The 26,091-nt window shown below is 42.8% G+C and carries 21 protein-coding genes; 15 read left to right on the top strand and 6 right to left on the bottom strand.

All coding sequences use genetic code 11. The features are described from left to right. Nucleotides 1–180: 180 nt before the first annotated feature. From BKK48_RS04800 to tehA, 13 genes are all read left to right on the top strand, one after another. Nucleotides 181–2,109 carry an ABC transporter ATP-binding protein gene (locus BKK48_RS04800; RefSeq protein ID WP_077427029.1) on the top strand — a complete coding sequence of 643 codons (1,929 nt, stop codon included), beginning with the start codon at nt 181–183 and terminating at the stop codon, nt 2,107–2,109. 2 nt (nt 2,110–2,111) lie between these two features. Next, nucleotides 2,112–2,654: a DNA topoisomerase family protein gene (locus tag BKK48_RS04795; protein ID WP_077427028.1), complete on the top strand. Its 543-nt coding sequence runs from the start codon at nt 2,112–2,114 to the stop codon at nt 2,652–2,654. After that, on the top strand, nt 2,651–3,202 hold the full coding sequence (gene tsaC / locus BKK48_RS04790; protein ID WP_077427027.1) for an L-threonylcarbamoyladenylate synthase type 1 TsaC: 552 nt from the start codon (nt 2,651–2,653) through the stop codon (nt 3,200–3,202). The genes BKK48_RS04795 and tsaC overlap by 4 nt, the downstream gene beginning before the upstream one ends. Before the next feature lie 3 nt (nt 3,203–3,205). Continuing rightward, nucleotides 3,206–4,024 carry a shikimate dehydrogenase gene (gene aroE / locus BKK48_RS04785; RefSeq protein WP_077427026.1) on the top strand — a complete coding sequence of 273 codons (819 nt, stop codon included), beginning with the start codon at nt 3,206–3,208 and terminating at the stop codon, nt 4,022–4,024. Further along, the gene (locus tag BKK48_RS04780) at nt 4,021–4,569 is read left to right on the top strand and encodes a DNA-3-methyladenine glycosylase I (protein WP_077427025.1); all 549 of its coding nucleotides are present in this window, start codon (nt 4,021–4,023) and stop codon (nt 4,567–4,569) included. The genes aroE and BKK48_RS04780 overlap by 4 nt, the downstream gene beginning before the upstream one ends. A gap of 45 nt (nt 4,570–4,614) precedes the next feature. Beyond that, complete coding sequence (gene lptD, locus BKK48_RS04775; protein ID WP_077427024.1) at nt 4,615–6,957, top strand: LPS assembly protein LptD; 2,343 nt, start codon at nt 4,615–4,617, stop codon at nt 6,955–6,957. A gap of 29 nt (nt 6,958–6,986) precedes the next feature. Beyond that, on the top strand, nt 6,987–7,733 hold the full coding sequence (locus BKK48_RS04770; protein ID WP_077427023.1) for an MlaA family lipoprotein: 747 nt from the start codon (nt 6,987–6,989) through the stop codon (nt 7,731–7,733). A 53-nt stretch (nt 7,734–7,786) separates the two neighbouring features. Further along, a complete protein-coding gene (locus BKK48_RS04765) occupies nt 7,787–8,176 on the top strand; it encodes a RidA family protein (protein ID WP_077427022.1) in 390 nt (129 codons plus the stop codon). Nucleotides 8,177–8,462: 286 nt separating this feature from the next. Continuing rightward, nucleotides 8,463–8,954 (top strand): 50S ribosomal protein L10, encoded by a 492-nt coding sequence (rplJ, locus tag BKK48_RS04760; protein ID WP_077427021.1) that lies wholly within the window; start codon nt 8,463–8,465, stop codon nt 8,952–8,954. 54 nt (nt 8,955–9,008) lie between these two features. Next, nucleotides 9,009–9,380 (top strand): 50S ribosomal protein L7/L12, encoded by a 372-nt coding sequence (gene rplL, locus BKK48_RS04755; protein ID WP_077427020.1) that lies wholly within the window; start codon nt 9,009–9,011, stop codon nt 9,378–9,380. Nucleotides 9,381–9,755: 375 nt separating this feature from the next. Further along, nucleotides 9,756–13,784 carry a DNA-directed RNA polymerase subunit beta gene (rpoB, locus tag BKK48_RS04750; protein ID WP_077427019.1) on the top strand — a complete coding sequence of 1,343 codons (4,029 nt, stop codon included), beginning with the start codon at nt 9,756–9,758 and terminating at the stop codon, nt 13,782–13,784. A 256-nt stretch (nt 13,785–14,040) separates the two neighbouring features. Next, entirely contained in the window at nt 14,041–18,309 is a 4,269-nt protein-coding gene (gene rpoC, locus BKK48_RS04745) for a DNA-directed RNA polymerase subunit beta' (protein ID WP_077427018.1), read from the top strand. 179 nt (nt 18,310–18,488) lie between these two features. After that, nucleotides 18,489–19,433 carry a dicarboxylate transporter/tellurite-resistance protein TehA gene (gene tehA, locus BKK48_RS04740; protein WP_077427017.1) on the top strand — a complete coding sequence of 315 codons (945 nt, stop codon included), beginning with the start codon at nt 18,489–18,491 and terminating at the stop codon, nt 19,431–19,433. 39 nt (nt 19,434–19,472) lie between these two features. Here tehA and pepD read toward each other — a convergent pair whose 3' ends face one another. Beyond that, nucleotides 19,473–20,927, bottom strand: a complete 1,455-nt coding sequence (gene pepD / locus BKK48_RS04735) for a beta-Ala-His dipeptidase (protein ID WP_077427016.1) — start codon at nt 20,925–20,927, stop codon at nt 19,473–19,475. 103 nt (nt 20,928–21,030) lie between these two features. On the opposite strand from pepD, the gene gpt reads away from it, so the two are divergent. Beyond that, nucleotides 21,031–21,498: a xanthine phosphoribosyltransferase gene (gene gpt / locus BKK48_RS04730; RefSeq protein WP_077427015.1), complete on the top strand. Its 468-nt coding sequence runs from the start codon at nt 21,031–21,033 to the stop codon at nt 21,496–21,498. A gap of 96 nt (nt 21,499–21,594) precedes the next feature. On the opposite strand, the gene BKK48_RS04725 is transcribed toward gpt, so the two are convergent. Then, the gene (locus BKK48_RS04725) at nt 21,595–22,440 is read right to left on the bottom strand and encodes an MBL fold metallo-hydrolase (RefSeq protein ID WP_077427014.1); all 846 of its coding nucleotides are present in this window, start codon (nt 22,438–22,440) and stop codon (nt 21,595–21,597) included. A gap of 142 nt (nt 22,441–22,582) precedes the next feature. Between BKK48_RS04725 and BKK48_RS04720 the strand changes: the two genes are divergently transcribed. Beyond that, nucleotides 22,583–23,539, top strand: a complete 957-nt coding sequence (locus BKK48_RS04720; protein WP_077427013.1) for a GlxA family transcriptional regulator — start codon at nt 22,583–22,585, stop codon at nt 23,537–23,539. A 79-nt stretch (nt 23,540–23,618) separates the two neighbouring features. Here BKK48_RS04720 and BKK48_RS04715 read toward each other — a convergent pair whose 3' ends face one another. From BKK48_RS04715 to rraB, 4 genes are all read right to left on the bottom strand, one after another. Next, the gene (locus BKK48_RS04715; protein WP_077427012.1) at nt 23,619–24,029 is read right to left on the bottom strand and encodes a hypothetical protein; all 411 of its coding nucleotides are present in this window, start codon (nt 24,027–24,029) and stop codon (nt 23,619–23,621) included. A gap of 69 nt (nt 24,030–24,098) precedes the next feature. Further along, nucleotides 24,099–24,725, bottom strand: coding sequence for a peptidylprolyl isomerase (gene slyD / locus BKK48_RS04710; RefSeq protein ID WP_077427011.1), 627 nt, complete (start codon nt 24,723–24,725; stop codon nt 24,099–24,101). Nucleotides 24,726–24,788: 63 nt separating this feature from the next. Beyond that, nucleotides 24,789–25,505: an SIMPL domain-containing protein gene (locus BKK48_RS04705; protein ID WP_077427010.1), complete on the bottom strand. Its 717-nt coding sequence runs from the start codon at nt 25,503–25,505 to the stop codon at nt 24,789–24,791. Nucleotides 25,506–25,656: 151 nt separating this feature from the next. Next, nucleotides 25,657–26,079, bottom strand: a complete 423-nt coding sequence (gene rraB / locus BKK48_RS04700) for a ribonuclease E inhibitor RraB (RefSeq protein WP_077427009.1) — start codon at nt 26,077–26,079, stop codon at nt 25,657–25,659. Nucleotides 26,080–26,091: the final 12 nt, after the last annotated feature.

Raw genomic sequence — 26,091 nt, 5'->3', positions numbered from 1 at the left:
GGGTTGTTTTTTCTTAAAAGGCGAGTTTTTTCCTAAAAGTAAGGTTGTACCCTTTATCCCCGCAAAGAGGAGGGATACCTTATTGCAACCTCATGAGTGATGTTAATTAAAAACCGAAAGAGATTGGTGTTTTTCACACAATGTTGCAAAATAGCCGAAATTTAGAAATTTCTTAGAAAAATGATTGTATTTAGTAATATTTCCTTAAAACGTGGGCAAACAGAATTGCTTAAAAATGCCACAGCAACGATTAATCCAAAACAAAAAGTCGGGTTGGTGGGGAAAAACGGTTGTGGCAAATCCTCTTTATTTTCCTTATTGAAAAAAGAACTTCAACCCGAAGGAGGCGAGATCAGCTATCCGTCAAATTGGGCGGTATCTTGGGTGAATCAGGAAACCCCGGCATTGGAGATTTCTGCACTGGATTATGTGATTCAAGGGGATCGTGAATATTGCCGTTTGCAGGCAGAATTAGAGAAAGCCAATGGATGTAATGACGGCAATGCCATTGCACGAATTCACGACAGACTTGATGCGATCAATGCGTGGACAATTCAATCACGGGCGGAAACATTGTTGCATGGTTTGGGATTTACGCAGGCGGAAACCCAACATAGGGTAAAATCGTTCTCGGGCGGTTGGCGGATGAGGTTGAATTTGGCGCAGGCGTTGCTTTGTCCTTCAGATTTGTTGTTGCTTGATGAACCGACCAACCATTTAGATTTGGATGCGGTGATTTGGCTGGAGCGTTGGTTAGTGAATTATCAAGGCACGTTAGTGTTAATTTCTCACGACCGTGATTTTCTTGATCCTATCGTGACAAAAATTTTGCATATAGAACATCAAAAGATTAATGAATATACGGGGGATTATTCCTCTTTTGAGCGGCAACGAGCCACTAAGCTTGCCCAACAAGCGGCCATGTACCGTCATCAGCAACAAAAAATCGCCCATTTACAACATTATATTGATCGTTTTAAAGCCAAAGCTACCAAAGCAAAACAGGCACAAAGCCGTGTGAAAGCTTTAGAGCGAATGGAACTTATTGCCCCGGCCTATGCTGATAATCCTTTCACCTTTGCTTTTCGTCCACCCATTTCCTTGCCGAACCCTTTGGTGATGATTGAACAGGCTAGCGCAGGTTATGGTGAGGGGGAAAGTGCGGTTGAAATTTTAAGCAAAATTAAACTCAATCTGGTGCCGGGGTCCCGTATTGGGTTACTGGGTCAAAATGGGGCGGGAAAATCCACTTTAATTAAGCTTTTGGCACAAGAACTTAGCCCACTTTCAGGTACGGTGCAACTTGCCAAAGGGGTACAGTTGGGTTATTTTGCCCAACATCAATTGGATACCCTCCGTGCTGAAGAATCCGCCCTGTGGCATATGCAAAAACTTGCACCGGAGCAAACAGAACAACAGGTGCGTGATTATCTGGGGAGCTTCGCTTTTCACGGTGATAAGGTAAATCAGCCGGTTTCTTCCTTTTCCGGTGGTGAAAAGGCCCGTTTGGTGTTGGCATTGATTGTCTGGCAACGCCCGAATTTGCTGTTGTTAGATGAACCGACAAACCATTTGGATCTTGATATGCGTCAAGCCTTAACGGAAGCCTTAGTAGATTATGAGGGATCCTTGGTGGTGGTTTCCCACGACCGCCATTTGCTACGCAATACGGTGGAAGAGTTTTACTTGGTGCATGATAAACAAGTAGAAGAATTCAAAGGGGATTTAGAGGATTATCAAAAATGGCTTATGGAGCAGAATAGCCAATCTTCAGCAAAATCGACGGAAGAAAATAGGTTATCGGAAAATATCAATTCCAGTCAAAATCGTAAAGAGCAAAAACGTCGAGAGGCAGAATTACGCCAACAAACCGCGCCACTTCGTAAAAAGATCACGCAGTTAGAAGAAAAAATGAATATTTTGAGCGAACAACTGGCGGAAATTGAACAGCGTTTGGCGGACTCTGCGCTTTATCATGCAGAAAATAAAGAAAAACTGACCGCACTTTTGGCACAACAAGTGGAAACGAAAAAAGCCTTGGAAACCGTAGAAGCCGATTGGATGGAAAGCCAAGAGAAACTGGAAGAAATGATATTAAATGCGGAGTGATTATGAACTCATCCCTTTTTCATCACACCAAACAAGAAGAACCTTGCCCGAAATGTGGGTCGATTTTGCAAATGAAACAAGGCAAAAAAGGATTGTTTTTAGGGTGTAGTGCCTATCCGCAATGTGATTATTTACGCCCTTTGCAACGAGTAGAGCATAAGGTATTGAAAACCCTTGAAGAAACCTGTCCGCAATGTGGCGATTTGTTAGCATTGAAACAAGGGGCATTTGGTATGTTTATTGGTTGTTGTGCTTATCCACAATGTGATTTTGTAGTGCATGAAGAACAAAAAACAGAGGCACGAATTCCTTGCCCTGAATGTGGGAAAGGGCATTTGGTGACCCGCCGTGGGCGGCAAGGTAAAACATTTTATGGTTGTGACAGTTTTCCCCATTGTAAATTCTCTTTACCCTCCACCCCCTATGAAACGCCTTGCCCGCAATGCGGTTTTCCCCTTGCTTTATTAAAAAATGAAAGTGAAACAGGCCAACATATGCAATGCGCCAATAAAACCTGTCGCCATAGTTTTGAGATAGCCAAATGACATTACAACAAATTACCTGCTATTTATTACAGGATCAGGTGGTTGCTTACCCGACAGAAGCGGTATTTGGTTTGGGGTGTAATCCGTTCAGTGAAAGTGCGGTCAAAAAATTGCTTGATTTAAAACAGCGTCCGGTGGAAAAAGGATTGATTTTAATTGCGCCAACGCTCGATTTTTTATTCCCTTTTATCGATATTGATGAGTTAGATGAAAGCCAACTGGCGAAATTAAAGGCACATTATGATCACCCTATAACTTGGGTCGTGCCGGCAGCATCGAATGTGCCTGCTTTCCTTACCGGAAAATTTAACCGTATTGCCGTGCGTATCAGCGATCATCCGGCTGTACGGGCGTTATGTGAAGCCACCGGTTTTGCGTTAACCTCAACCAGTGCAAATTTAACGGGCGCCTCTCCTTGTAGAACCGCAGAAGAAGTGCTGTCACAATTTGGTGAGGATTTTCCTGTACTCGATTTACCGGTGGGAAATGCACAAAATCCCTCAGAAATTCGTGATTTGATGACTAACCAACTTTTTAGACAAGGATAATTTATGGATCGCTATGCGGTGTGGGGCAATCCCATTGCACAAAGTTTATCGCCATTAATTCAAAGCAAGTTTGCAGAGCAAACCCAACAAAAACTGCACTATGAGGCAAAATTAGGTGATGTGGAAACCTTTGAGCAACAACTTGCCACCTTTTTCTCACAGGGTGCAAAAGGCGCTAATGTGACCGCACCTTTTAAAGCAAGAGCCTACCAACTTGCCGATGAACACAGTGAGCGGGCAAAGCTGGCACAGGCTTGTAATACGCTAAAAAAATTAGAAGACGGCAGGCTTTATGCCGATAACACAGATGGCATCGGGTTAGTCACGGATTTGAAACGCTTAAATTGGATAAAACCCCATCAGCGTATTTTAATTTTAGGGGCAGGCGGTGCCACTCAAGGGGTATTATTACCTTTATTACAAGCAGAACAACGGATTGTATTAGCCAACCGTACCTTGGCAAAAGCGGAACATTTGGCTGAAATATTTCAACCTTATGGTGAGGTTCAAGCAGTGGCGATAGATAACATTCCCGATCAATCTTATGATGTGGTGATTAATGCTACATCGGCGGGGTTGAGTGGAAATACTGCCTCTGTTTCGGCTGCTATTCTCAAATTGGGGAACGCTTTTTACGATATGCAATATGCGAAAGGTTCGGATACGCCTTTTATTTCTCACTGTAAAACTCTTGGATTGACGAATGTTAGCGATGGATTGGGGATGTTGGTGGCACAAGCGGCACATTCATTCCATTTATGGCGTGGTGTGATGCCGGATTTTGCCACCGTTTACAAGGAACTGAAAAAGGAGATGCAATGATAAGGTGCCCGTGGACAGGGGATTTACCCATTTACATTGCCTATCATGATAATGAATGGGGTAAACCGGAATTTGATAGCCGAAAATTATTTGAAAAAATCTGTTTGGAAGGGCAACAAGCGGGATTGTCTTGGATTACTGTGTTGAAAAAACGTGAGGCCTATCGTCAGGCATTTCATCAATTTGATCCGAAAAAAGTGGCAAAAATGGCCGCACTTGAGCTTGATGCCTGTATGCAAAATGCGGGGCTGATTCGTCACCGAGCGAAATTGGAAGCCATTGTTAAAAACGCTCAGGCCTATTTAGCCATGGAAAAGTGCGGTGAAAATTTCAGTGATTTTATTTGGTCTTTTGTCAATCACCAGCCTATTGTAAATGATGTGCCGGATTTAGCTTCCGTACCGGCAAAAACCGATATTTCTAAAGCCATGTCAAAAGCCTTAAAGAAACGAGGCTTTGTCTTTGTAGGGGAAACCACCTGTTATGCTTTTATGCAATCGATGGGATTGGTGAACGACCATATAAATGGTTGTTGTTGTAAATGATATTCCAGTATAATCGGCTCAATTTCATCAATGAAACATTGAATTATGAATAAAAAATATACTTTAATTTCTCTTTCTATTTTGACCGCACTTTATAGCCAAACCACTCTAGCGGATTTGCGTACTCAGTGTTTGGTGGGCGTGCCTCAGTTTTCCGGCGAGCCTGTTTCTCAAAATCCCAATGATCTGCCTGTTTATATTGAAGCGGATAATGCGGAAATTAATCAGCCAACGAATGCTATTTACAAAGGGAATGCGGATCTCAAACAAGGAAATCGCCATTTGGTTGCCGATTCGGTGGAGGTCAAACAAATTGGTGAGGGAGCCGCATTACAACGTTTTGCCTATGTACGAGGCGGGTTTGATTATAAAGACGAGCAAATTAATCTGTTAGGGCAAAATGCCGATTTTAATTTGGATTCAAAAGACGGCCATGTGTCAGATGCCGATTATCAGTTGGTAGGACGCCAAGGGCGGGGTAAAGCGCAGGAAATTGAATTGCGTAACGATGTTCGTGTGATGAAAAATGCTACCTTTACATCCTGTTTACCTAACGATAATGCGTGGGCGGTCGATGCCTCAGAAATTCGTCAGTATATTAAAGAAGAATATGCGGAAATGTGGCATGCACGCTTTAAAGTGCTAGGCGTGCCGGTATTTTATACCCCTTATTTACAACTGCCTATTGGCGATCGCCGCCGTTCCGGTTTATTAATTCCAAGTGCCGGAAGCTCAAGCCGTGATGGTTATTGGTATGCCCAGCCGATTTATTGGAATATCGCCCCTAATTATGATGCGACCATTACTCCGAAATATATGTCCCATCGTGGTTGGCAGTTAAACGGTGAATTTCGTTATTTAACACCTCTTGGTGAAGGCAAAATTGCCGGTGAATACTTAGGGCGTGATCGCTATGATGAATACTATGGTGATGACCGTAAACGCCATCTTTTCTATTGGAATCACAGTTCTTCTTTCCTTGAAAATTGGCGTTTGAATATTGACTATACACGAGTGAGTGATAAACGCTATTTCACGGATTTTACCTCTGATTACGGTAGCAGTACGGACGGTTATGCCAACCAATATGCCCGTATCGCTTACTACCAGCCAAATTATAATTTCGCTATTTCAGCCCGCCAATTCCAAATTTTTGACGAGGTTGATATCGGGCCTTATCGTGCATTGCCACAAATTGATTTTAATTATTATAAAAATGATTTAGCCAACGGTTGGTTAGACTTCAAATTATTCTCACAAGCGGTGCGTTTTGATAATGATAGTAGCCTTATGCCCACTGCATGGCGTTTTCATATTGAGCCAAGTTTAGCCACGGCAATGTCGAATAAATACGGTAGTTTGAATATTGAAACCAAACTTTATGCCACCCATTATCAGCAGAAAAAAGGAAAAGGTGTCGGTGCGGAAGAGGTGGAAAAACGGGTAAATCGGGTTATTCCACAGGTTAAAGTGGATTTACAAACAGTTTTAGCCCGGGATACCACTTTCTTAAAAGACTATACGCAGACTTTCGAACCCCGAATTCAGTATTTATATCGCCCCTATCGTGATCAAAGTAATATCGGTTCAAGCCGCACCAATGATTACTTAGGCTATGGCTATGATTCTTCACTGGTTCAGCAAGATTATTATTCTTTATTCCGTGATCGCCGTTACAGCGGGTTAGACCGTATTGCTTCGGCAAACCAAGTCACACTTGGCGGCACAACCCGTTTTTATGACAGACATTCCACAGAGCGCTTTAACTTCTCTGCCGGACAAACCTATTACTTAACGGATTCCCGCATTGACAGTAATCCGGCAAACAGTACACAACGTTCTTCTTCCTCTTGGGCGTTGGAGTCAAACTGGAAAATCAATGATAATTGGAACTGGCATGGTAGCTATCAATATGATACCCAGTTGAAGAAAACCTCATTGGCGAACACCAGTATTGAATATAACCCGGAAAGAAATAATTTAATTCAATTAAATTATCGCTATGCAAGCCAAGCTTATATCGACCAAAACCTAGGGCAATCAGCCAATGCTTATAACCAAGATATTAAACAATTAGGCTTAGTTGCCGCTTGGGAAGTGACAGATAATTGGGCTGTTGTAGGCAAATACTATCAAGACCTAGCCTTGCAAAAACCGGTAGAACAATACCTTGGCGTACAGTATAACAGTTGTTGCTGGGCAGTAGGTGTCGGTGCAAGACGTTATGTGACAAGCCGCCAAAATCAAGGACGGGATGAAGTGTTGTATGATCACAGCATTGGCGTCACCTTTGAGTTACGAGGCTTAGGCACAAACGATCACCAAAGCGGTATTCAAGAGATGCTGAAAAGAGGTAAGTTACCTTATATTAAGGCTTATAGCTTATAATTCGGCTATCGAAATCAATAGGATAAGGAATGAAAAAACAAACAATTTTAACCGCACTTTTAGGTGCGATGGTATTGACCGGGTGTGCGACAAAACCTGACGGGGAACGCAATGATCCGATGGAGGGGTTTAACCGTACCATGTGGGATTTTAACTACAAGGTGGTGGATCGCTATGTGTTAGAACCTGCTGCGAAAGGTTGGCGTGACTATGTGCCAACCCCGGTTACCAAAGGGCTGAGCAATGTGGCGAATAACTTAGATGAGCCGGTCAGTTTTGTAAACCGCCTGATTGAAGGTGAACCGAAAAAGGCTTTTGTGCATTTTAACCGTTTTTGGATTAACACTGTATTTGGTTTAGGTGGGTTATTTGATTTTGCAAGTGCAAGCAAAGAGTTGCAGGTTTACGAACAACGGGGATTTGGTGAAACATTAGGCAGTTATGGGGTGGATGCCGGTGCTTATATGGTGTTGCCTTTGTATAATGCCACTACCCCTCGTCAATTAACCGGTGCCATTGTGGATGCTGCCTATATGTATCCTTTCTGGGAGTGGGTTTCGGGAAATCCCCTTTCATTGGTGAAATATGGTATTCAAGTGATTGATACCCGAGCGAAGAATTTAGATAACGCTGAATTATTAAATCAAGCACAGGATCCTTATGTCACTTTCCGAGAAGCCTATTATCAAAACTTAGACTTTAAAGTGAATGATGGAAAAGTAAAAGAAAGTTCACAAAAAGAACTTTCTGATGATGTCTTAAAAGAGATTGATTAATAAAAGTGCGGTTGATTTCACTGAATTTTTCTCTAAAAGAAGGATAAATGACGATGACAAAAATTATTCATACAGAAAAAGCCCCGGCCGCAATTGGCCCTTATGTGCAAGCGGTTGATTTGGGAAATTTAGTACTGACTTCAGGCCAAATTCCGGTTAATCCCGCAACAGGCGAAGTGCCGAGTGATATTGTGGCACAAGCTCGCCAATCCTTAGAAAATGTCAAAGCGATTGTAGAACAAGCCGGTTTAGCCGTGGCAGATATTGTCAAAACAACGGTATTTGTGAAAGATTTAAATGATTTTGCTGTGGTTAATGCGGAATATGAGCGTTTCTTTAAAGAGAACAATCATCCGACTTTCCCGGCCCGTTCTTGTGTGGAAGTGGCACGCCTACCAAAAGATGTTGGTTTGGAAATTGAAGCCATTGCCGTGAGAAAATAACAAAAAGTGCGGTGAAAATTCACCCTGTTTTTCAACAATAGGCTTTACAAGGTGCAGTTTTAACTCTATAATCCTGCACCTATTTACGCCAAGTGCGTGAGATTTCTGGTTGGTGCTTGACCTATTCAAGCCCCGTCCAAGACCGTAGGGGAGCAATCTTAATCATCCTACGTAGATGGTGTACAGAATAAGAATTTTTCTTGCTTCTGGGCACCGAAGTCGTCCTAATCTTCGATTAGGTAAATTAATTCCGAGAAATCGGAGTGTATTCAGGAGCTAAAAGCCAATGGCATTAAATCTTCAAGACAAACAAGCAATTGTTGCTGAAGTAAATGAAGCAGCCAAAGGTGCACTTTCAGCAGTGATCGCAGATTCTCGCGGTGTGACTGTTGATAAAATGACTGAATTGCGTAAAGCAGCTCGTGAAGCGGGTGTAACAATGCGTGTGGTGCGTAATACTTTATTACGCCGTGCGGTTGAAGGCACTGATTACGAATGCTTAAAAGATACGTTTGTAGGTCCAACACTTATCGCATTCTCTAACGAACACCCGGGTGCAGCAGCACGTTTGTTCAAAGAATTTGCTAAAGCAAACGATAAGTTTGAAATTAAAGGTGCAGCCTTTGAAGGTAAGATCCAAGATGTTGAATTCTTAGCAACATTACCGACTTACGAAGAAGCAATTGCACGTTTAATGGGCACAATGAAAGAAGCGGCGGCAGGCAAACTTGTTCGCACTTTTGCGGCATTACGCGACAAATTACAAGAAGCGGCTTAATCACTAAGCGTTTCTTACTTCATTTAACTTTATTTATTTTAGGAATTGATTGTTATGTCATTAACTAACGAACAAATTATTGAAGCGATTGCTTCTAAATCTGTAACTGAAATCGTTGAATTAATCGCAGCGATGGAAGAAAAATTCGGCGTTTCAGCAGCGGCAGCAGTAGCAGCAGCACCGGCAGGTGGTGCAGCGGCAGCGGCAGAAGAAAAATCTGAATTTGATGTTGTTCTTGCTGAAGCAGGTGCAAACAAAGTAGCAGTAATCAAAGCAGTACGCGGTGCAACAGGTTTAGGCTTAAAAGAAGCGAAAGACTTAGTTGAATCTGCACCTGCAGCATTAAAAGAAGGTGTTTCTAAAGAAGAAGCTGAAGCACTTAAGAAAGAATTAGAAGAAGCCGGTGCAAAAGTAGAAATCAAATAATTTTTGATTCACTGATGCCCTGTTTCTCAGGCTTAATGGCTGGTGGTTTACCATCAGCCATTTTGTGCTATCAAAATAGGCACAAAAAAACAGATAATTATTTTCCGTTTAATTTTATCTGTTTCCACTCAAGTTAATTGATATTTTAATTTGAGTAACCCACTGCAGAAGTAAGGTTCAGAGTGCGGTCCTGAAAACGGTGTCCATACCTTGATATAAAAAAATTCGGTCAATATTATTCGTAAATCACTAACGTGATTTGTTTACTCCTTCGGAGCCGTTGGCAGAGCCAACGTTCAAAAACGTTGTTTTTTGTGACCGCACTTTTCTTATATCAGCTCAGTCTCACTAAAATTGATAGAGGAAAACCAACCAATGGGTCTCTCCTATTCTGAGAAAAAACGAATTCGTAAAGACTTCGGCAAACGTCCGCAAGTTTTAAATGTACCTTATTTATTAACTATTCAATTAGATTCGTTTGATAAATTTATTCAAAAAGATCCTGAAGGTCAGCAAGGCTTAGAAGCTGCTTTCCGCTCAGTTTTCCCCATTGTCAGCAACAATGGTTATACCGAATTACAATATGTTGATTACCGTTTAGAAGAGCCGGAATTTGATGTGCGTGAGTGCCAGATCCGTGGTTCAACTTACGCTGCGGGTTTGCGTGTTAAATTACGTCTTGTCAGCTATGATAAAGAATCCTCTTCGCGTGCCGTCAAAGATATTAAAGAAAATGAAGTGTATATGGGGGAAATCCCATTAATGACGGATAACGGTACCTTTGTGATTAACGGTACCGAACGTGTTATCGTTTCACAATTACACCGTAGTCCGGGTGTGTTCTTTGATTCTGATAAAGGTAAAACCCATTCATCGGGTAAAGTGCTTTATAACGCACGAATCATTCCTTACCGTGGTTCTTGGTTGGATTTTGAATTTGATCCGAAAGACAACCTTTATGCCCGTATTGACCGCCGTCGTAAATTACCGGCAACCATTATCCTTCGTGCATTAGGTTACACCACCGAAGAAATCTTAAACTTATTCTTCGATAAAGTAACCTTCGAAATCGCAGATAATCAATTATTAATGACCCTTGTGCCGGAGCGTTTGCGTGGTGAAACCGCTTCTTTTGATATTGAAGTCAACGGCAAAGTCTATGTAGAACGTGGTCGCCGTATTACTGCACGTCATATTAAAGCTCTAGAAAAAGATAAAGTGACACAAGTTGTCGTGCCAACGGAATATATCGTGGGTAAAGTGGCTGCGAAAGATTATGTGGATTTGGAATCCGGTGAAATTATTTGTCCGGCAAATGGCGAAATTTCTCTAGAAATTTTGGCAAAATTAGCACAAGCAGGCTACAACGTTGTTGAAACCTTGTTTACGAATGACTTAGATCACGGCCCTTATGTTTCTGAAACCTTACGGGTTGATCCGACTTATGATAAAACCAGCGCACTTTACGAAATCTATCGTATGATGCGTCCGGGCGAGCCGCCAACACCGGAATCTTCAGAAGCCTTATTCCATAACTTATTTTTCTCTGCAGAGCGTTATGATTTATCGGCAGTAGGCCGTATGAAATTCAACCGCTCTTTAGGTATTCCTGAAGGTGTGGGCAGCGGTATTTTAAGTCATGAAGATATCATTGCGGTGATGCGTAAACTCATTGATATCCGAAACGGTCGTGGTGAAGTGGATGATATTGACCACTTAGGTAACCGTCGTATCCGTTCTGTGGGTGAAATGGCGGAAAACCAATTCCGTATTGGTCTAGTGCGTGTAGAAAGAGCGGTCAAAGAGCGCTTATCTTTAGGCGATTTAGATGCGATCACGCCACAAGATTTAATTAATCCAAAACCAATTTCTGCGGCGGTGAAAGAATTCTTTGGTTCTTCACAACTTTCGCAATTTATGGATCAAAACAACCCATTATCGGAAGTAACCCATAAACGCCGTATTTCTGCTTTAGGCCCGGGTGGTTTAACGCGTGAACGTGCCGGTTTTGAAGTGCGTGACGTACATAACACTCACTATGGTCGTTTATGTCCAATCGAAACCCCTGAAGGTCCGAACATTGGTTTGATTAACTCCCTTTCCGCCTTTGCCCGTACCAATGATTACGGTTTCTTAGAAACCCCATATCGTAAAGTCATTGACGGTCAAGTGACGGAAGAAATTGAATATTTATCCGCCATCGATGAAGCTAATTATATTATTGCTCAGGCAAACTCTAATTTAGATGAGAACAATCGCTTTACCGATGCCTTTGTTACTGCTCGTGGTGAGCGTGGTGAGTCCGGTTTGTATAAACCTGAAGATATTCACTATATGGACGTTTCAACCCAACAGGTTGTTTCTGTGGCGGCAGCCTTGATCCCATTCCTTGAGCATGATGATGCGAACCGTGCCTTGATGGGTGCAAACATGCAACGTCAGGCTGTTCCAACATTACGGGCCGATAAGCCGTTAGTGGGAACCGGTATGGAAAAACCGATTGCCCTAGACTCCGGTGTGGCAGTAGTGGCGAAACGTGGTGGTATCGTTCAATATGTAGATGCTTCACGCATCGTGATTAAAGTCAACGAAGATGAAACCGTTGCGGGCGAAGCGGGGATTGATATTTATAACTTAATTAAATACACCCGTTCTAACCAAAACACCTGTATCAACCAGATTCCTTGTGTGAATTTAGGCGATCCGATTAATCGTGGTGAAGTTTTGGCTGACGGCCCTTCCACCGATTTAGGGGAATTGGCATTAGGTCAAAATATTCGTGTGGCATTCATGCCATGGAATGGTTATAACTTCGAAGACTCCATGCTCGTGTCTGAACGTGTCGTTCAACAAGATCGCTTTACTACTATTCACATTCAAGAGCTTTCTTGTGTGGCTCGTGATACCAAATTAGGCGCAGAAGAAATCACCGCAGATATTCCAAATGTGGGTGAATCGGCCCTGAGCAAGTTAGATGAATCCGGTATCGTTTATGTGGGCGCAGAAGTCAAAGGTGGCGACATCTTAGTAGGTAAAGTGACCCCGAAAGGTGAAACCCAATTAACACCGGAAGAAAAATTGTTGCGTGCAATTTTTGGTGAAAAAGCCTCTGATGTGAAAGATTCTTCATTGCGTGTGCCAAACAGCGTAAGCGGTACGGTAATTGACGTACAAGTCTTCACCCGTGATGGTGTGGAGAAAGATAAACGTGCGTTAGAAATTGAAGAAATGCAATTGAAACAGGCGAAAAAAGACCTTTCTGATGAATTAGAAATCTTAGAGGCTGGATTATTCGCCCGTGTTCGCAATCTTCTTATCGCAGGTGGCTTTGATGCGGCGCAGTTGGATAAATTAGCCCGCACGAAATGGTTAGAACAAACCATTGCCGATGAAGAGAAACAAAACCAATTAGAGCAACTCGCAGAGCAATACGAAGAGCTTCGTAAAGAGTTTGAACTCAAACTTGAAGTGAAACGTAAGAAAATCATCAAAGGGGATGATCTTGCGCCGGGCGTATTGAAAGTGGTGAAAGTTTACCTTGCGGTGAAACGCCAAATCCAACCGGGTGATAAAATGGCGGGTCGTCACGGTAACAAAGGGGTTATCTCAAAAATTAACCCTGTTGAAGATATGCCATACGATGAAAACGGCCAACCGGTTGAAATCGTATTAAACCCACTGGGCGTACCGTCCCGTATGAATATCGGTCAGATCCTTGAAACCCACTTAGGTTTAGCGGCAAAAGGTATTGGTGATCAAATCAATGCGATGCTTAAACAAAAACAAGAAGTGGAAAAATTACGCAGTTATATGCAAAAAGCCTATGATTTAGGCCATGGTTCACAAAAAGTGGATTTAAGCACCTTCACTGATGAAGAAGTGTTACGTTTAGCAGATAACTTGCGTAAAGGTTTACCGGTTGCGACCCCAGTGTTCGATGGTGCGGATGAAACGGAAATCAAAGAGTTATTAAAACTCGGTGGTTTACCAACTTCCGGTCAGATCACCTTATATGACGGGCGTACCGGTGAAAAATTTGAGCGTCCGGTTACCGTAGGTTATATGTACATGCTCAAATTGAACCACTTAGTTGATGACAAAATGCATGCTCGTTCAACGGGTTCTTATAGCCTTGTTACACAGCAACCATTGGGTGGTAAAGCACAATTCGGTGGTCAACGTTTCGGTGAGATGGAGGTATGGGCCCTTGAAGCTTATGGTGCGGCTTATACCTTACAAGAAATGCTCACGGTGAAATCCGATGATGTGAATGGTCGTACGAAGATGTATAAAAACATCGTCAGCGGCAACCAACAAATGGATCCGGGCACGCCGGAATCTTTCAACGTGATTATGAAAGAAATCCGTTCGCTTGGTTTAAATATTGAGTTAGACGAAGAGTAATCAAAGGTGCTCAATGAGCATTGATGAATATATTTAAATGATGTTATCCCTTGGCTCCACCCGTTTACGGGGGGAGCTGCCGAAGGCTGAGGGGGGAGAATTTTAGCCCCCTTCCGCCCTTCGGGCACCTTCCCCCGCAAAGCAGGGGAAGGCAAGATTGATAACAGCATAAAACTTGAAATCGCCGAAGTGCGGTCAAAATTCTCGCTAATTTTTAACCGCACTTTAAACCTTTAACTCCGACAGGAGAACATTTGTGAAAGACTTAGTTAAGTTTTTAAAAGCACAATCAAAAACCAGTGAAGATTTTGATGTGATTAAAATTGGGTTAGCCTCACCGGATATGATCCGTTCTTGGTCATTTGGTGAAGTGAAAAAGCCTGAAACCATTAACTACCGTACGTTTAAACCTGAACGTGATGGTCTTTTCTGTGCGCGCATCTTCGGGCCGGTAAAAGATTATGAATGTTTATGTGGTAAATATAAACGTTTAAAACACCGTGGTGTGATTTGTGAAAAATGTGGCGTTGAAGTAACACAAACCAAAGTGCGTCGTGAACGCATGGGGCACATTGAATTGGCTTCACCTGTGGCACACATTTGGTTCTTAAAATCCCTTCCGTCCCGTATCGGTTTATTACTGGATATGCCATTGCGTGATATTGAGCGTGTACTTTATTTTGAAATGTACATTGTGACCGAACCGGGTATGACGGATTTAGAACGTGGTCAATTATTAACGGAAGAGCAATATCTTGATGCAGAAGATCGTTGGCAAGATGAATTTGAAGCCAAAATGGGCGCAGAAGCGATCCAAGATCTGTTAAAAGGTATGGATCTTGAAGTGGAATGTGAAAAATTGCGTGAAGAGTTACAAGAAACCAATTCTGAAACCAAACGTAAGAAAATCACTAAACGCTTAAAATTATTAGAAGCCTTTGTACAATCCGGTAATAAACCGGAGTGGATGGTCATGACCGTATTACCGGTACTTCCACCGGATTTACGTCCGTTAGTGCCGCTTGATGGTGGTCGTTTTGCGACTTCTGATTTGAACGACTTATATCGCCGTGTCATCAACCGTAACAACCGTTTAAAACGTTTATTGGATTTGATTGCACCGGATATCATCGTACGCAACGAAAAACGGATGCTACAAGAATCGGTCGATGCCTTATTAGATAACGGTCGCCGTGGTCGTGCGATTACCGGCTCTAACCGCCGTCCGTTAAAATCTTTAGCGGATATGATTAAAGGTAAACAAGGTCGTTTCCGTCAAAACTTATTGGGTAAACGTGTTGACTACTCTGGTCGTTCCGTAATCACCGTAGGGCCATACTTGCACCTACATCAATGTGGTTTACCGAAGAAAATGGCCTTGGAACTATTCCGTCCGTTTATCTATGCGAAATTAGAAAGCCGTGGTTATGCGACAACAATCAAAGCAGCGAAGAAAATGGTTGAGCGTGAAGATGCCATTGTTTGGGATATTCTTGCGGAAGTGATCCGTGAACACCCAATTCTACTAAACCGTGCGCCAACACTTCACCGTTTGGGTATTCAAGCCTTTGAACCGATCTTAATTGAAGGTAAAGCCATTCAATTACACCCACTCGTTTGTGCGGCATTTAATGCGGACTTCGATGGTGACCAAATGGCGGTTCACGTTCCATTAACCCTTGAGGCACAATTAGAAGCCCGTGCGTTGATGATGTCTACCAACAACGTGCTTTCACCGGCAAACGGTGAGCCGATTATCGTTCCATCACAAGACGTGGTGTTGGGTCTTTACTATATGACCCGTGACAAAGTAAACGGTAAAGGCGAAGGCATGTTATTACAAGACCCAAGAGAGGCGGAAAAAGCCTATCGTACCGGTCAGGCTGAATTACATTCTCGTGTCAAAGTTCGTATTACCGAATATGTGAAAAATGAAGCCGGTGAGTTTGAAACCAAAACTACGCTTACCGACACCACGATTGGTCGTGCCATTTTATGGATGATCGCACCGAAAGGAATGCCATATTCATTATTCAACCAAACCTTAGGTAAAAAAGCCATTTCAAAACTGATTAATGAAGCTTATCGCCGTTTGGGTTTGAAAGAATCGGTGATGTTTGCCGACCAAATCATGTACACCGGCTTTGCTTATGCGGCTCGTTCCGGTTCGTCAGTTGGTATTGATGATATGGTGATTCCGGAGAAGAAATACGAAATTATTTCTGCGGCGGAAGAAGAAGTGGCGGAAATTCAAGAGCAATTCCAATCCGGTCTTGTGACGGCTGGTGAACGTTATAACAAAGTGATCGATATTTGGGCGGCGGCGAATGAGCGTGTTGCCAAAGCGATGATGGAAAACTTGTCGCAAGAAGAAGTGATTAACCGTGAAGGCAAACCGGAAAAACAAGTGTCATTTAACAGCATCTTTATGATGGCCGATTCCGGTGCGCGTGGTTCTGCGGCACAGATTCGTCAGTTAGCCGGGATGCGTGGTTTGATGGCTCGTCCGGATGGTTCGATCATCGAAACACCAATCACCGCTAACTTCCGTGAAGGTTTGAACGTACTTCAGTACTTTATTTCAACCCACGGTGCGCGTAAAGGTTTGGCGGATACCGCATTGAAAACAGCGAACTCCGGTTACTTAACCCGTCGTTTAGTCGACGTGGCACAAGATTTAGTCATCGTAGAAGACGACTGTGGCACCCACGAAGGCTTGGTGATGACTCCATTAATTGAAGGGGGCGATGAGAAAGTGCCACTTCGTGAATTAGTGTTAGGTCGTGTTGCTGCGGAAGATATTTATAAACCGGGTACAGAGGAAGTGCTCATTGCCCGTAATACCTTATTAGATGAAAAACTCTGTGATGTATTAGATGAAAACTCCGTGGACAGCGTGAAAGTTCGTTCGGTGGTGACCTGTGATACCGATTATGGTGTCTGTGCGAAATGTTACGGTCGTGATCTTGCTCGTGGTCATCTCATCAACCAAGGTGAAGCAGTGGGTGTTATCGCTGCACAATCCATCGGTGAGCCGGGAACACAGTTAACCATGCGTACCTTCCATATCGGTGGTGCGGCATCGGCGGCAGCGAAAGAGTCTAGCGTACAGGTGAAAAATACCGGTACATTACATTTAATTAATGCTAAATTCGTGACAAATGACGAAGGTAAACTCGTCTTAACCTCTCGTAATACCGAATTAACCGTAACAGATGCCTTTGGTCGTACCAAAGAGCACTATAAAGTGCCTTATGGTGCGGTGTTAAACAAAGGGGATGGTCAAGAAGTGACTGCGGGTGAAACCGTGGCGAACTGGGATCCGCATACCATGCCGGTTGTTTCAGAGGTAGCCGGTTTTGTGAAGTTCGTGGATATCGTGGACGGATTAACTGTAACACGTCAAACCGATGAATTAACCGGATTATCTTCTGTTGTGGTTCAAGATGTGGGTGAACGTGCAACTGCAGGTAAAGATTTACGCCCAACTATCAAATTAGTTGATGAAAAAGGAAACGACATCTTCTTACCTGAAACCGATGTGATTGCCCAATATTTCCTACCGGGTAAAGCTATCGTCAGCTTAGACGATGGTGCGGCAGTGAAAGTGGGTGAACCATTGGCGCGTATTCCACAAGAATCGGTAGGAACCAAAGATATTACCGGTGGTCTTCCACGCGTGGCAGACTTATTCGAAGCCCGTAAGCCAAAAGAGCCGGCGATCTTGGCAGAAATTTCAGGTATCGTTTCTTTCGGTAAAGAAACCAAAGGTAAACGCCGCTTGTTGATCACTCCAACCGAAGGCGAAGTTTATGAAGAGATGATTCCAAAATGGCGTCAGCTCAACGTATTTGAAGGCGAAATGGTACAACGTGGTGATGTGATTTCTGATGGTGCGGAAACACCACATGATATTTTACGTTTACGCGGTGTGCGTGCGGTGACCGAATATATCGTTAACGAAGTGCAAGATGTTTACCGCTTACAAGGGGTAAAAATCAATGATAAGCACATCGAAGTTATCGTTCGCCAAATGTTGCGTAAAGCGGTGATCACAAAAGCTTATGATTCCGAATTCCTCGAAGGGGAGCAAGTGGAAGTGGCTCGTGTGAAAATCGTCAACCGTAAACGTGAAGCAGAAGGCAAACCATTGGTGGAATTCGAACGTGAATTATTAGGTATCACCAAAGCCTCTCTTGCAACGGAATCTTTCATCTCAGCAGCATCGTTCCAAGAAACCACTCGTGTGCTGACTGAAGCTGCGGTAGCTGGTAAACGTGACGAATTACGCGGCTTGAAAGAAAACGTGATCGTGGGTCGCTTAATTCCGGCTGGTACTGGTTTCGCCTATCACCAAAACCGCATTAAAAACCGCCAAAAAGCAGCGGAACTTGCGGTGGAAGCGATTGAACAACCGGTTTCAGCTTTCGCAAGCGATGCAGACATCGAAGCGGAATTTGAATTCATCGCCGATGATGCTACACAAAACCTAGCTGCATTATTAAATTCCGAAATGGAAGAGTAATTTTGCCAAATCGATAAACAAAAGCCCCGAAAGGGGCTTTTTTGTTGGGGGAGAATAGGATAATCACTTAGCGATGAGGAGCAAAAGTGCGGTCATTTTTTTGTAAGAATTTGAAATTTCTGAGAAAGTCATACTATTTATTGTTAGACTAATGCAAAGATTTTTATAAGGATAGTTAAATGGATACAACAAAACCTTTTCCCTTACCTACCGGCTATTTTGGCATTCCCCTTGGCTTGGCTGCGCTGTCTTTGGCTTGGTGGCATTTGGCGGATTTTTTCCCTTGGGCGCAAACGATTAGTGATGTGATCGGTATTACGGCAATGATCGTTTGGTTAGCCTTTATTGCTATGTATGGGTATAAATTGCGTTATTATTTCCACGAAGTGAAGGAGGAATATCACTGCCCTGTTCGCTTTTCTTTTCTCGCATTGATTCCTATCACAACCATGTTAGTCGGCGATATTGCCTATCGTTGGAATCCTGTGATAGCGGAAGTGATGATTTGGTTAGGAACGATCGGACAATTACTATTTTCTTCTTTTAGGATAAGTGAACTTTGGAAAGGCGGTGTTTTTGAGCAAAAATCAACACGCCCACCCTTTTATTTACCCTCTGTCGCTGCAAACTTCACCAGTGCAAGCTCACTTGCTTTATTAGGCTATCACGATCTTGGTTATTTATTTTTCGGTGCCGGTTTCATCGCGTGGATAATGTTTGAACCTGTATTACTCCAACATTTACGCATATCTTCCTTAGAACCGCCTTTTCGTGCCACTATAGGGATTATTCTCGCCCCGGCATTTGTTTGCGCCTCCGCTTATTTAGCCGTCAATCAAGGAGAAGTTGATACTTTCGCCAAAATCTTATGGGGCTATGGCTTTTTGCAAATGTTCTTCCTATTGAGAATTTTCCCCTGGATTATCGAAAAAGGCTTAAATATCGGCTTATGGGCTTTCTCATTCGGCTTAGCCTCAATGGCAAATAGCGCAGTGGTTTTTTACCATCATCAAGTATTATCCGGCATCGCCATGTTTGCCTTTATTTTCTCAAATTTGATGATTGGATTGCTTGTGTTGATGACGTTGTGGAAGTTGGTGCAAAGGGAGTTTTGGATGAAGTAAAGAAAAACGGTTGTGATATAACAACCGTTTTTACTTTTATTATTTGATTGAGATATCCCCCAATACTCTCACCAACACCTCCCAATACGTTTTCACCGCAGAAATCTGTACTTTCTCATCCGGTGAGTGGGCGTTGCGGATAGTTGGGCCTAAAGACACCATATCAATATGTGGATAATGCTCTTTGAGTAAGCCACATTCCAAACCTGCGTGGATTACTTTGATTTCCGGTTCTTTACCTAATACTTCGGCATAATGTTTTTTCGTTAGGTTGAGGATGGCAGAATCGTTCACCGGTTTCCAGCCCGGGTAAGGGGCGGAGAATTCGGTTTTCGCACCGGCTAAAGTGGCAACGGAGCTTAATAGCTCGGTCACATAAGCTTTACCGCTTTCAATCAATGAACGGACTAAAATCGTGCCTTTTACTTTGTCGCCCTCAGTTTTTAATACACCGATACTGAGCGAACTTTCCACCACATTTTTAATCACATCACTGTTGCGAATCACGCCGTTTGGCAAGGCATTGAGCAAATGAATAGTGGTTTTTGTGCTTTGTGGGGTGAATACTGTTTCGGCGTTGTCTGCCGGTTCAATAAAGAGGGTTAAATTTGGCTCGGCAATGGCTAATTCTTCTTTGAGTAAAACTTCCAGATTTTTGACCTCTCTTTCAAGGGTATTAAGATCACCATTGAATGCCAGCACCGCCGCCGCTTCACGAGGGATGGCGTTGCGAATAGAACCACCACGAATTTCCGCTAAAGCAAGGTGCGGTTGGTTTTGAGCCAGTTTTGCTAATACACGGGCTAACACTTTAATGGCGTTGGCTCTGCCGGTGTGAATATCGCAACCGGAATGTCCGCCACGCAAACCTTTTAAGGTGAGCTGAACGCAATGTTCGAAAGCGTTTTTTTCTCGTTCTATCGGTAGTGTCAAATTGGCATTAATGCCACCGGCACAGCCAATGTAAATTTCGCCGATTTCTTCCGTATCCGTATTAATGAGAATCTCTGATTGCAACCAGTTACGGCGAAGATTTAATGCACCGTCCATGCCGGTTTCTTCCGTCATCGTGAGCAATACTTCAAGAGGCGGATGCGCTATATCATCACTTTCTAACACCGCAAGGGCGGAAGCTAATCCAATTCCGTTGTCCGCACCCAACGTTGTGCCTTGTGCTTTTACCCAATCACCGTCAATATAAGGACGAATGGGATCTTTGGTGAAATCGTGCGGATTGCCCTCATTGGCTTGTGGCACCATATCCAAATGCGCTTGCAATGCTACCGGAGTGCGGTTTTTCATGCCTGCGGTTGCCGGTTTGCGAATTAGCACATTGCCTGCTTCATCACGCTCGACAAAAAATTGTTTTTCTTTCGCCCAATTGACGATGAAATTCGCCAAGGCCTCTTCATGATGGGAAGGGTGGGGAATGGCACAAATTTGATCAAACCATTTCCATAATAATTGAGGTTGTAAGTGAGTTATTTCAGACATATTCGCTCCTTTTCACGAAAAATTTCATGAAATAATAGCATAAAACCTTGTTTCAGGTTATTCTTACCCAATTTTTATTTATCGACAAAATTAAGGTATGACTATGAACGAAAAATATGTGGTGACTTGGGATATGTTCCAAATGCACGCCCGCAAATTATCAGAACGTTTACTTCCCGCTTCCCAATGGAAAGGCATTATTGCGGTAAGCCGTGGCGGTTTATTTCCGGCGGCGGTATTGGCTCGTGAACTCAGTATTCGCCATGTAGAAACCGTTTGTATCGCCAGTTATCACGATCATAAAAATCAAGGTGAACTGCAAGTGTTACACGCCGCAGAAGTGCCAAATGGGGGTGAGGGTTTTATTGTAGTGGATGATTTAGTGGACACCGGCAACACCGCTCGCGCCATTCGTGAAATGTATCCTAAAGCAAAATTTGTCACCGTTTTCGCCAAACCGGCGGGGGCAGAGTTGGTGGATGATTATGTCATTGATATTCCACAAAACACCTGGATTGAACAACCCTGGGATTTAGGCCTTGTGTTTGTTCCCCCTCTTGCGAGAAAATAATCAATAAAGTAAAAGAGCGGTTGAAAATCACAAGATTTTACAACCGCTTTTCTCTTAGAGAGGCTACATTCGCAGATAATAGATAGATTATTGTACTTAATATTTCAGTACTTCACTTTCTTTTGGCACGGCAACCTTATTCAACTTATTCTCTTTTACGAATTTTCGCATTTCATCAGAGGTGACTGAAGCATGATTGACTGCATCCATATGCACGGTGATGATATCAGCTGTTGGTGCAACTTGACGGGCTTTGGCAACATCGGCTTTTCCCATAATAAGGCTACCGGAGAATCCTTGTAATTGAGCATAGCCGGTATTCATTACAATGATTTCGGGGTTATAGTGATTGAGGGTATGATCGACCTCATAATTCCAAATAGTATCGCCCACAATATAGAGTGTTTTCTCTCCTTTAGCTTGCATAATAACGCCCATTGCTTCTCCGGCAAATTCAGCAAGCTGTGGTGTCGCATACATTTGATCGGTACCGTGTTGTCCGCCTGTTTTACTTAATTTCACCTTGTTGAATTCGGTATTTTTACCCACGACCCGAACATCTTTAAAACCTTGTGAACGAATAATTTGGGCATCGCCTGCATTTTGTACGAAAATTGGTAAAGTTTTCGGTAATACTTTTTGTGCATATTCATCCCAGTGATCAGGATGAGTATGAGTGACGATCACCGCATCAACACCTTGTAATACCTTCTCAACTGGTTCTGCCATATCAATCAACGGATTACGTTTTTGGCTGTTAATAGTGCCTTCAAACCCAGCGTAGCTGCCTTTGGGCGCAAGATAGGGATCGACTAAAAACGTGCTGCCTGCCATTTCAATTTTAGCCGTTGCATTACGGATATGTTGATAGCTGATCTCAGCATTTGCAGTTGTGGCAAAAGCTGTTGTCATGAGTGTAAATAAGATAGGTTTTAATTTCATAAGTTTCCTCTTGTAAAAATGAAAATAAATTAGACCGTACCGAATACGGTATAGCTATTATGAAAGAAGGAAAAAATAAAAAACATTGACTTATTATTCAAATATCGAAAAAATTGGGTCAAATTCATGACATTGAGAAAATATGGCGATTCCAACGGTTGCACTTGTCCTTTATCCACAATTTAACCCCTTTCAGTTTTCTGTACCCTATATGGTTTTTTCAACAGAAATTGAAGGAGAGCCTTTATTTAAAGTCAAAATCGTGGCTGAAAATCAGGCAATGACTTATTCCCACCCAGCTACGATTACAGCAGACGGTGAGCTGAGTTTGCTAGAACAGGCAGATTTTGTTGTAATTCCCGGTTGGGATAATGTTGCGCAAATGCCTTCTGATGCCTTAATACAAGCGTTACAACAAGCTGCACTGCGTGGTGCGGTCATTGTAGGATTATGTTATGGTACATATCCACTTGCTTATGCAGGATTGCTGAATGGAAAAAAAGCCACAACCCATTGGATGGGCGAAATGGATTTTAGACAACGTTTCCCACAAGTAAAATTGGATTGCAGTGCAATTTATATTGAAGATGAAAATATTATTACTTCCGCAGGGACATCCGCGGGGCTAGATTGCTGTCTTGCGATTGTTCGAAGGCAATATGGCGTAAAAATTGCCAATCAACTGGCTCGCTTGTTGGTGATTTCTCCTCATCGGGAAGGAGGGCAAGCGCAATTCATCGAACAACCGATCGCGCGTAAAACGGCCAATGAGAATATCAATGAATGGTTGGAAATTATACGAACTCATCTAAAAGGAAATTATTCGATTGATGAATTAGCCAAACACTTGATGATGAGCCGCAGTACATTCACTCGCCATTTTCGTCAAGCAACGGGGATGGCATTCACCGAATGGTTGATCGAAATACGGTTACACAAAGGCCGGGAGCTACTTGAAAGTAGCAAATTAACAATTGAGGAAATAGCCCACCAAATTGGTTTTCATTCTACAACAGCATTCCGTCAACACTTTAAAACCAAACATCATATCAGCCCAAAACAATGGCAAAAGCGCTTCTTGATGAAAACGAAGGACTGAGAACGATATAATATCGCCTCACCCTTTGAATGATTGTCCGCTTTTTCGGGAAAATAGAACAAGGCTTTTCCTCTATTTCTTACTGTATTGGCGGCAGCTCATGGCCGACAATGATTTCTAATTGATAGGGAATGGTTTCATTTCTTCGGGCTTGGGCTCGCATCATATAAACCTGAACCTGATATTTTCCGGTTTCTTGTGCGACCCCTTCAAATTGGTCGCCTTGTACACTGCCGTTAAAAATAGCTTCTTTTCCTTGAGGGGGCAGGATATTGAAGTAAGCATGAGGGAAAAATGTCGCCATACTGATGTTTAAATTCTGCCCTTTTTTCACAAAAAAAGGATAGTTTGCCGTTTCATAGCCGGTGATTTTCCCTGAAAAATGTTGTGCTTCTGCCATTTGTGGTTTCACTTCTGTTTGTTCCACTGTGGTGTTCATCGTACAGCCGCTCAGCCAAAAAAGAAGCGTTAACAGTAGGATTTTTTTCATTGTTTTTTCCTTCATTTATTAGACAAAAAGAAAGGCAACATGAGTTGCCCTTTCTCTTTTGAGCGAAAATTAGTGACCGCCGCAGCCACAACCGCCATGTCCGTGATGATCTTGTTTATGACCACCGCCACAGCAACCTTCGTGTCCATGATCGTGATTATGATGATGGTGATGACCGCCACAACCACAGCCGTGACCTTCTTCGTCACTATCATGGTGATGATGACCATGCGCACCGTGAACATGACCATGGGCGATTTCTTCTAAGGTGGCTTCACGGGTGGCGACCACTTCAACGGTGAAGTGTAATTCTTGGCCGGCTAACATATGGTTACCGTCCACCACCACTTCATCTCCGTCTACTTCGGTAATTACCACAGGAATTGGGCCAATATCCGTGTCGGCTAAGAAACGCATTCCCACCACTAATTCATCAACTCCTTGGAACACCTCTTTAGGTACACGTTGCACCATATTTTCATTATATTCGCCATAACCTTCTTCCGGTTGGACACGAACTTCAAATTTATCGCCTACTGCTTTGCCTTCAAGGGCTTTTTCAAGACCAACGACTAAATTATGATGACCTTGTAAATATTCTAAGGGCTGATTGGCCGGTGCTTCGTCTACTAATACACCATCTTGGGTGCGCACTTGGTAAGCAATGCTCACCACGACATTTTTTGCTACGTTCATGAGGTTTCCTTATTGTGTGAAATTGTTGTCATTGTATAGAAGAAAGAGGAATTGTATAGGAAATTAATCCTTAAGCAATTCAATTTGTGCGTTTGCCCGTACTCGTACCGCTTCTTTTCCACTTTCTAAAAGTGCCTCAGGGGCGGCATCGGAAGATAGCATGGCGACTTTGGCGGCGCGTGGTGCAGCATAAGGACGGATAGATACAGGCTCGTTTACCGATGAAATATCTAAATTAAGAATGCGGTAATTTTTCATTTGTAATGACTGTTGAATTAATGTGGCTTTATTTTTAAATTGTTCAATCACCGCCTGTGTTAATTCAGTTTCTACACCCATGAGTTTTTCAGGGGAAATAGTTGCATTCACATCTTCAATGGCAAGAATGCCATCAAGGGCGTTGAGCACATCTGATAAGGCTTGGAAATCTTTGCTTTCTAATGTGAGATCCACTCGGGCAATCCAACCTGTTTTCTTCCCTTCGTTGTCGTAACGAACGGAGGTTTGACGGGAATTGCCTTTAATCTCCACCGCACTTTGTTTTTGAACGATACCCACGGCTTTATTTAAACGCTCTGAAATCGTCTTATTTAAGTCAGCTAAATTTTTGCCGTCCACTTGATAAAATAAACGGACATTCAGTAAATCGCGTTCTATGCTTTTTTCCGCTTCGGTACTAAAGGAAACCAAATTAGCTTGCTGGGTAACAGTGTTTTCTGCCAAGGCAGATGTTGCCAAGGGTAAGGCTAATAGCGCGAGGCTGAATATTTTTAATTTCATAAGTTTCTCCAAAAATTATTCATCAATCACTAAAGCGATTTATTTACGCCTTTGGTGCTGTTGGCAAAGCCAATGTTCAAAAAGGTTGTTTTTATGACCGCACTTTTATAGCGCAGTCTGATGATTATAAAAGGCTTATTGAATGAGTGAATTAATGTAAACGTGCTTCTTCGACCTCGTCGTCATCAAAAAATTCACCGTCATTACCGTATTCATCTTCATCGGCATTCGGGTCTTCAAAATAAGTTCCCCAGCCATCATAAAGGCCTTTGTGTTTCTCAACGAGCGGTAGAATTTCTTTTTGTTGGGCATCAATAATTTCTGCTTTTAATTCCACCTCGCTGATGATGTCAAAACAGAAAATCGCCTTTCCGTGCTCATCTTCAAATTCTTCTGCCTCTGAAACTTCATAACCGGCTTTGAAGGCATCCACTGCAATTTTTTCCAATAAATCGAAATTGTAGTGTGAGATATGATGTTCAATAATATAAAGGGCAGACGGATCGCTGCCGTCATTTAATAAATCGGTGATAATTTCGCGTGTTTCTGCTTGAAGTGCGGCAAAATCCGTCATGATGAATTCCTT

Origin of the sequence: Rodentibacter heidelbergensis (assembly GCF_002000125.1) — a bacterium.
In the GTDB taxonomy this organism is placed as follows: Bacteria; Pseudomonadota; Gammaproteobacteria; order Enterobacterales; family Pasteurellaceae; genus Rodentibacter; species Rodentibacter heidelbergensis.
Note: the sequence above shows the minus strand (reverse complement) of the source record. Positions and strands in the feature narration are given on the sequence as shown.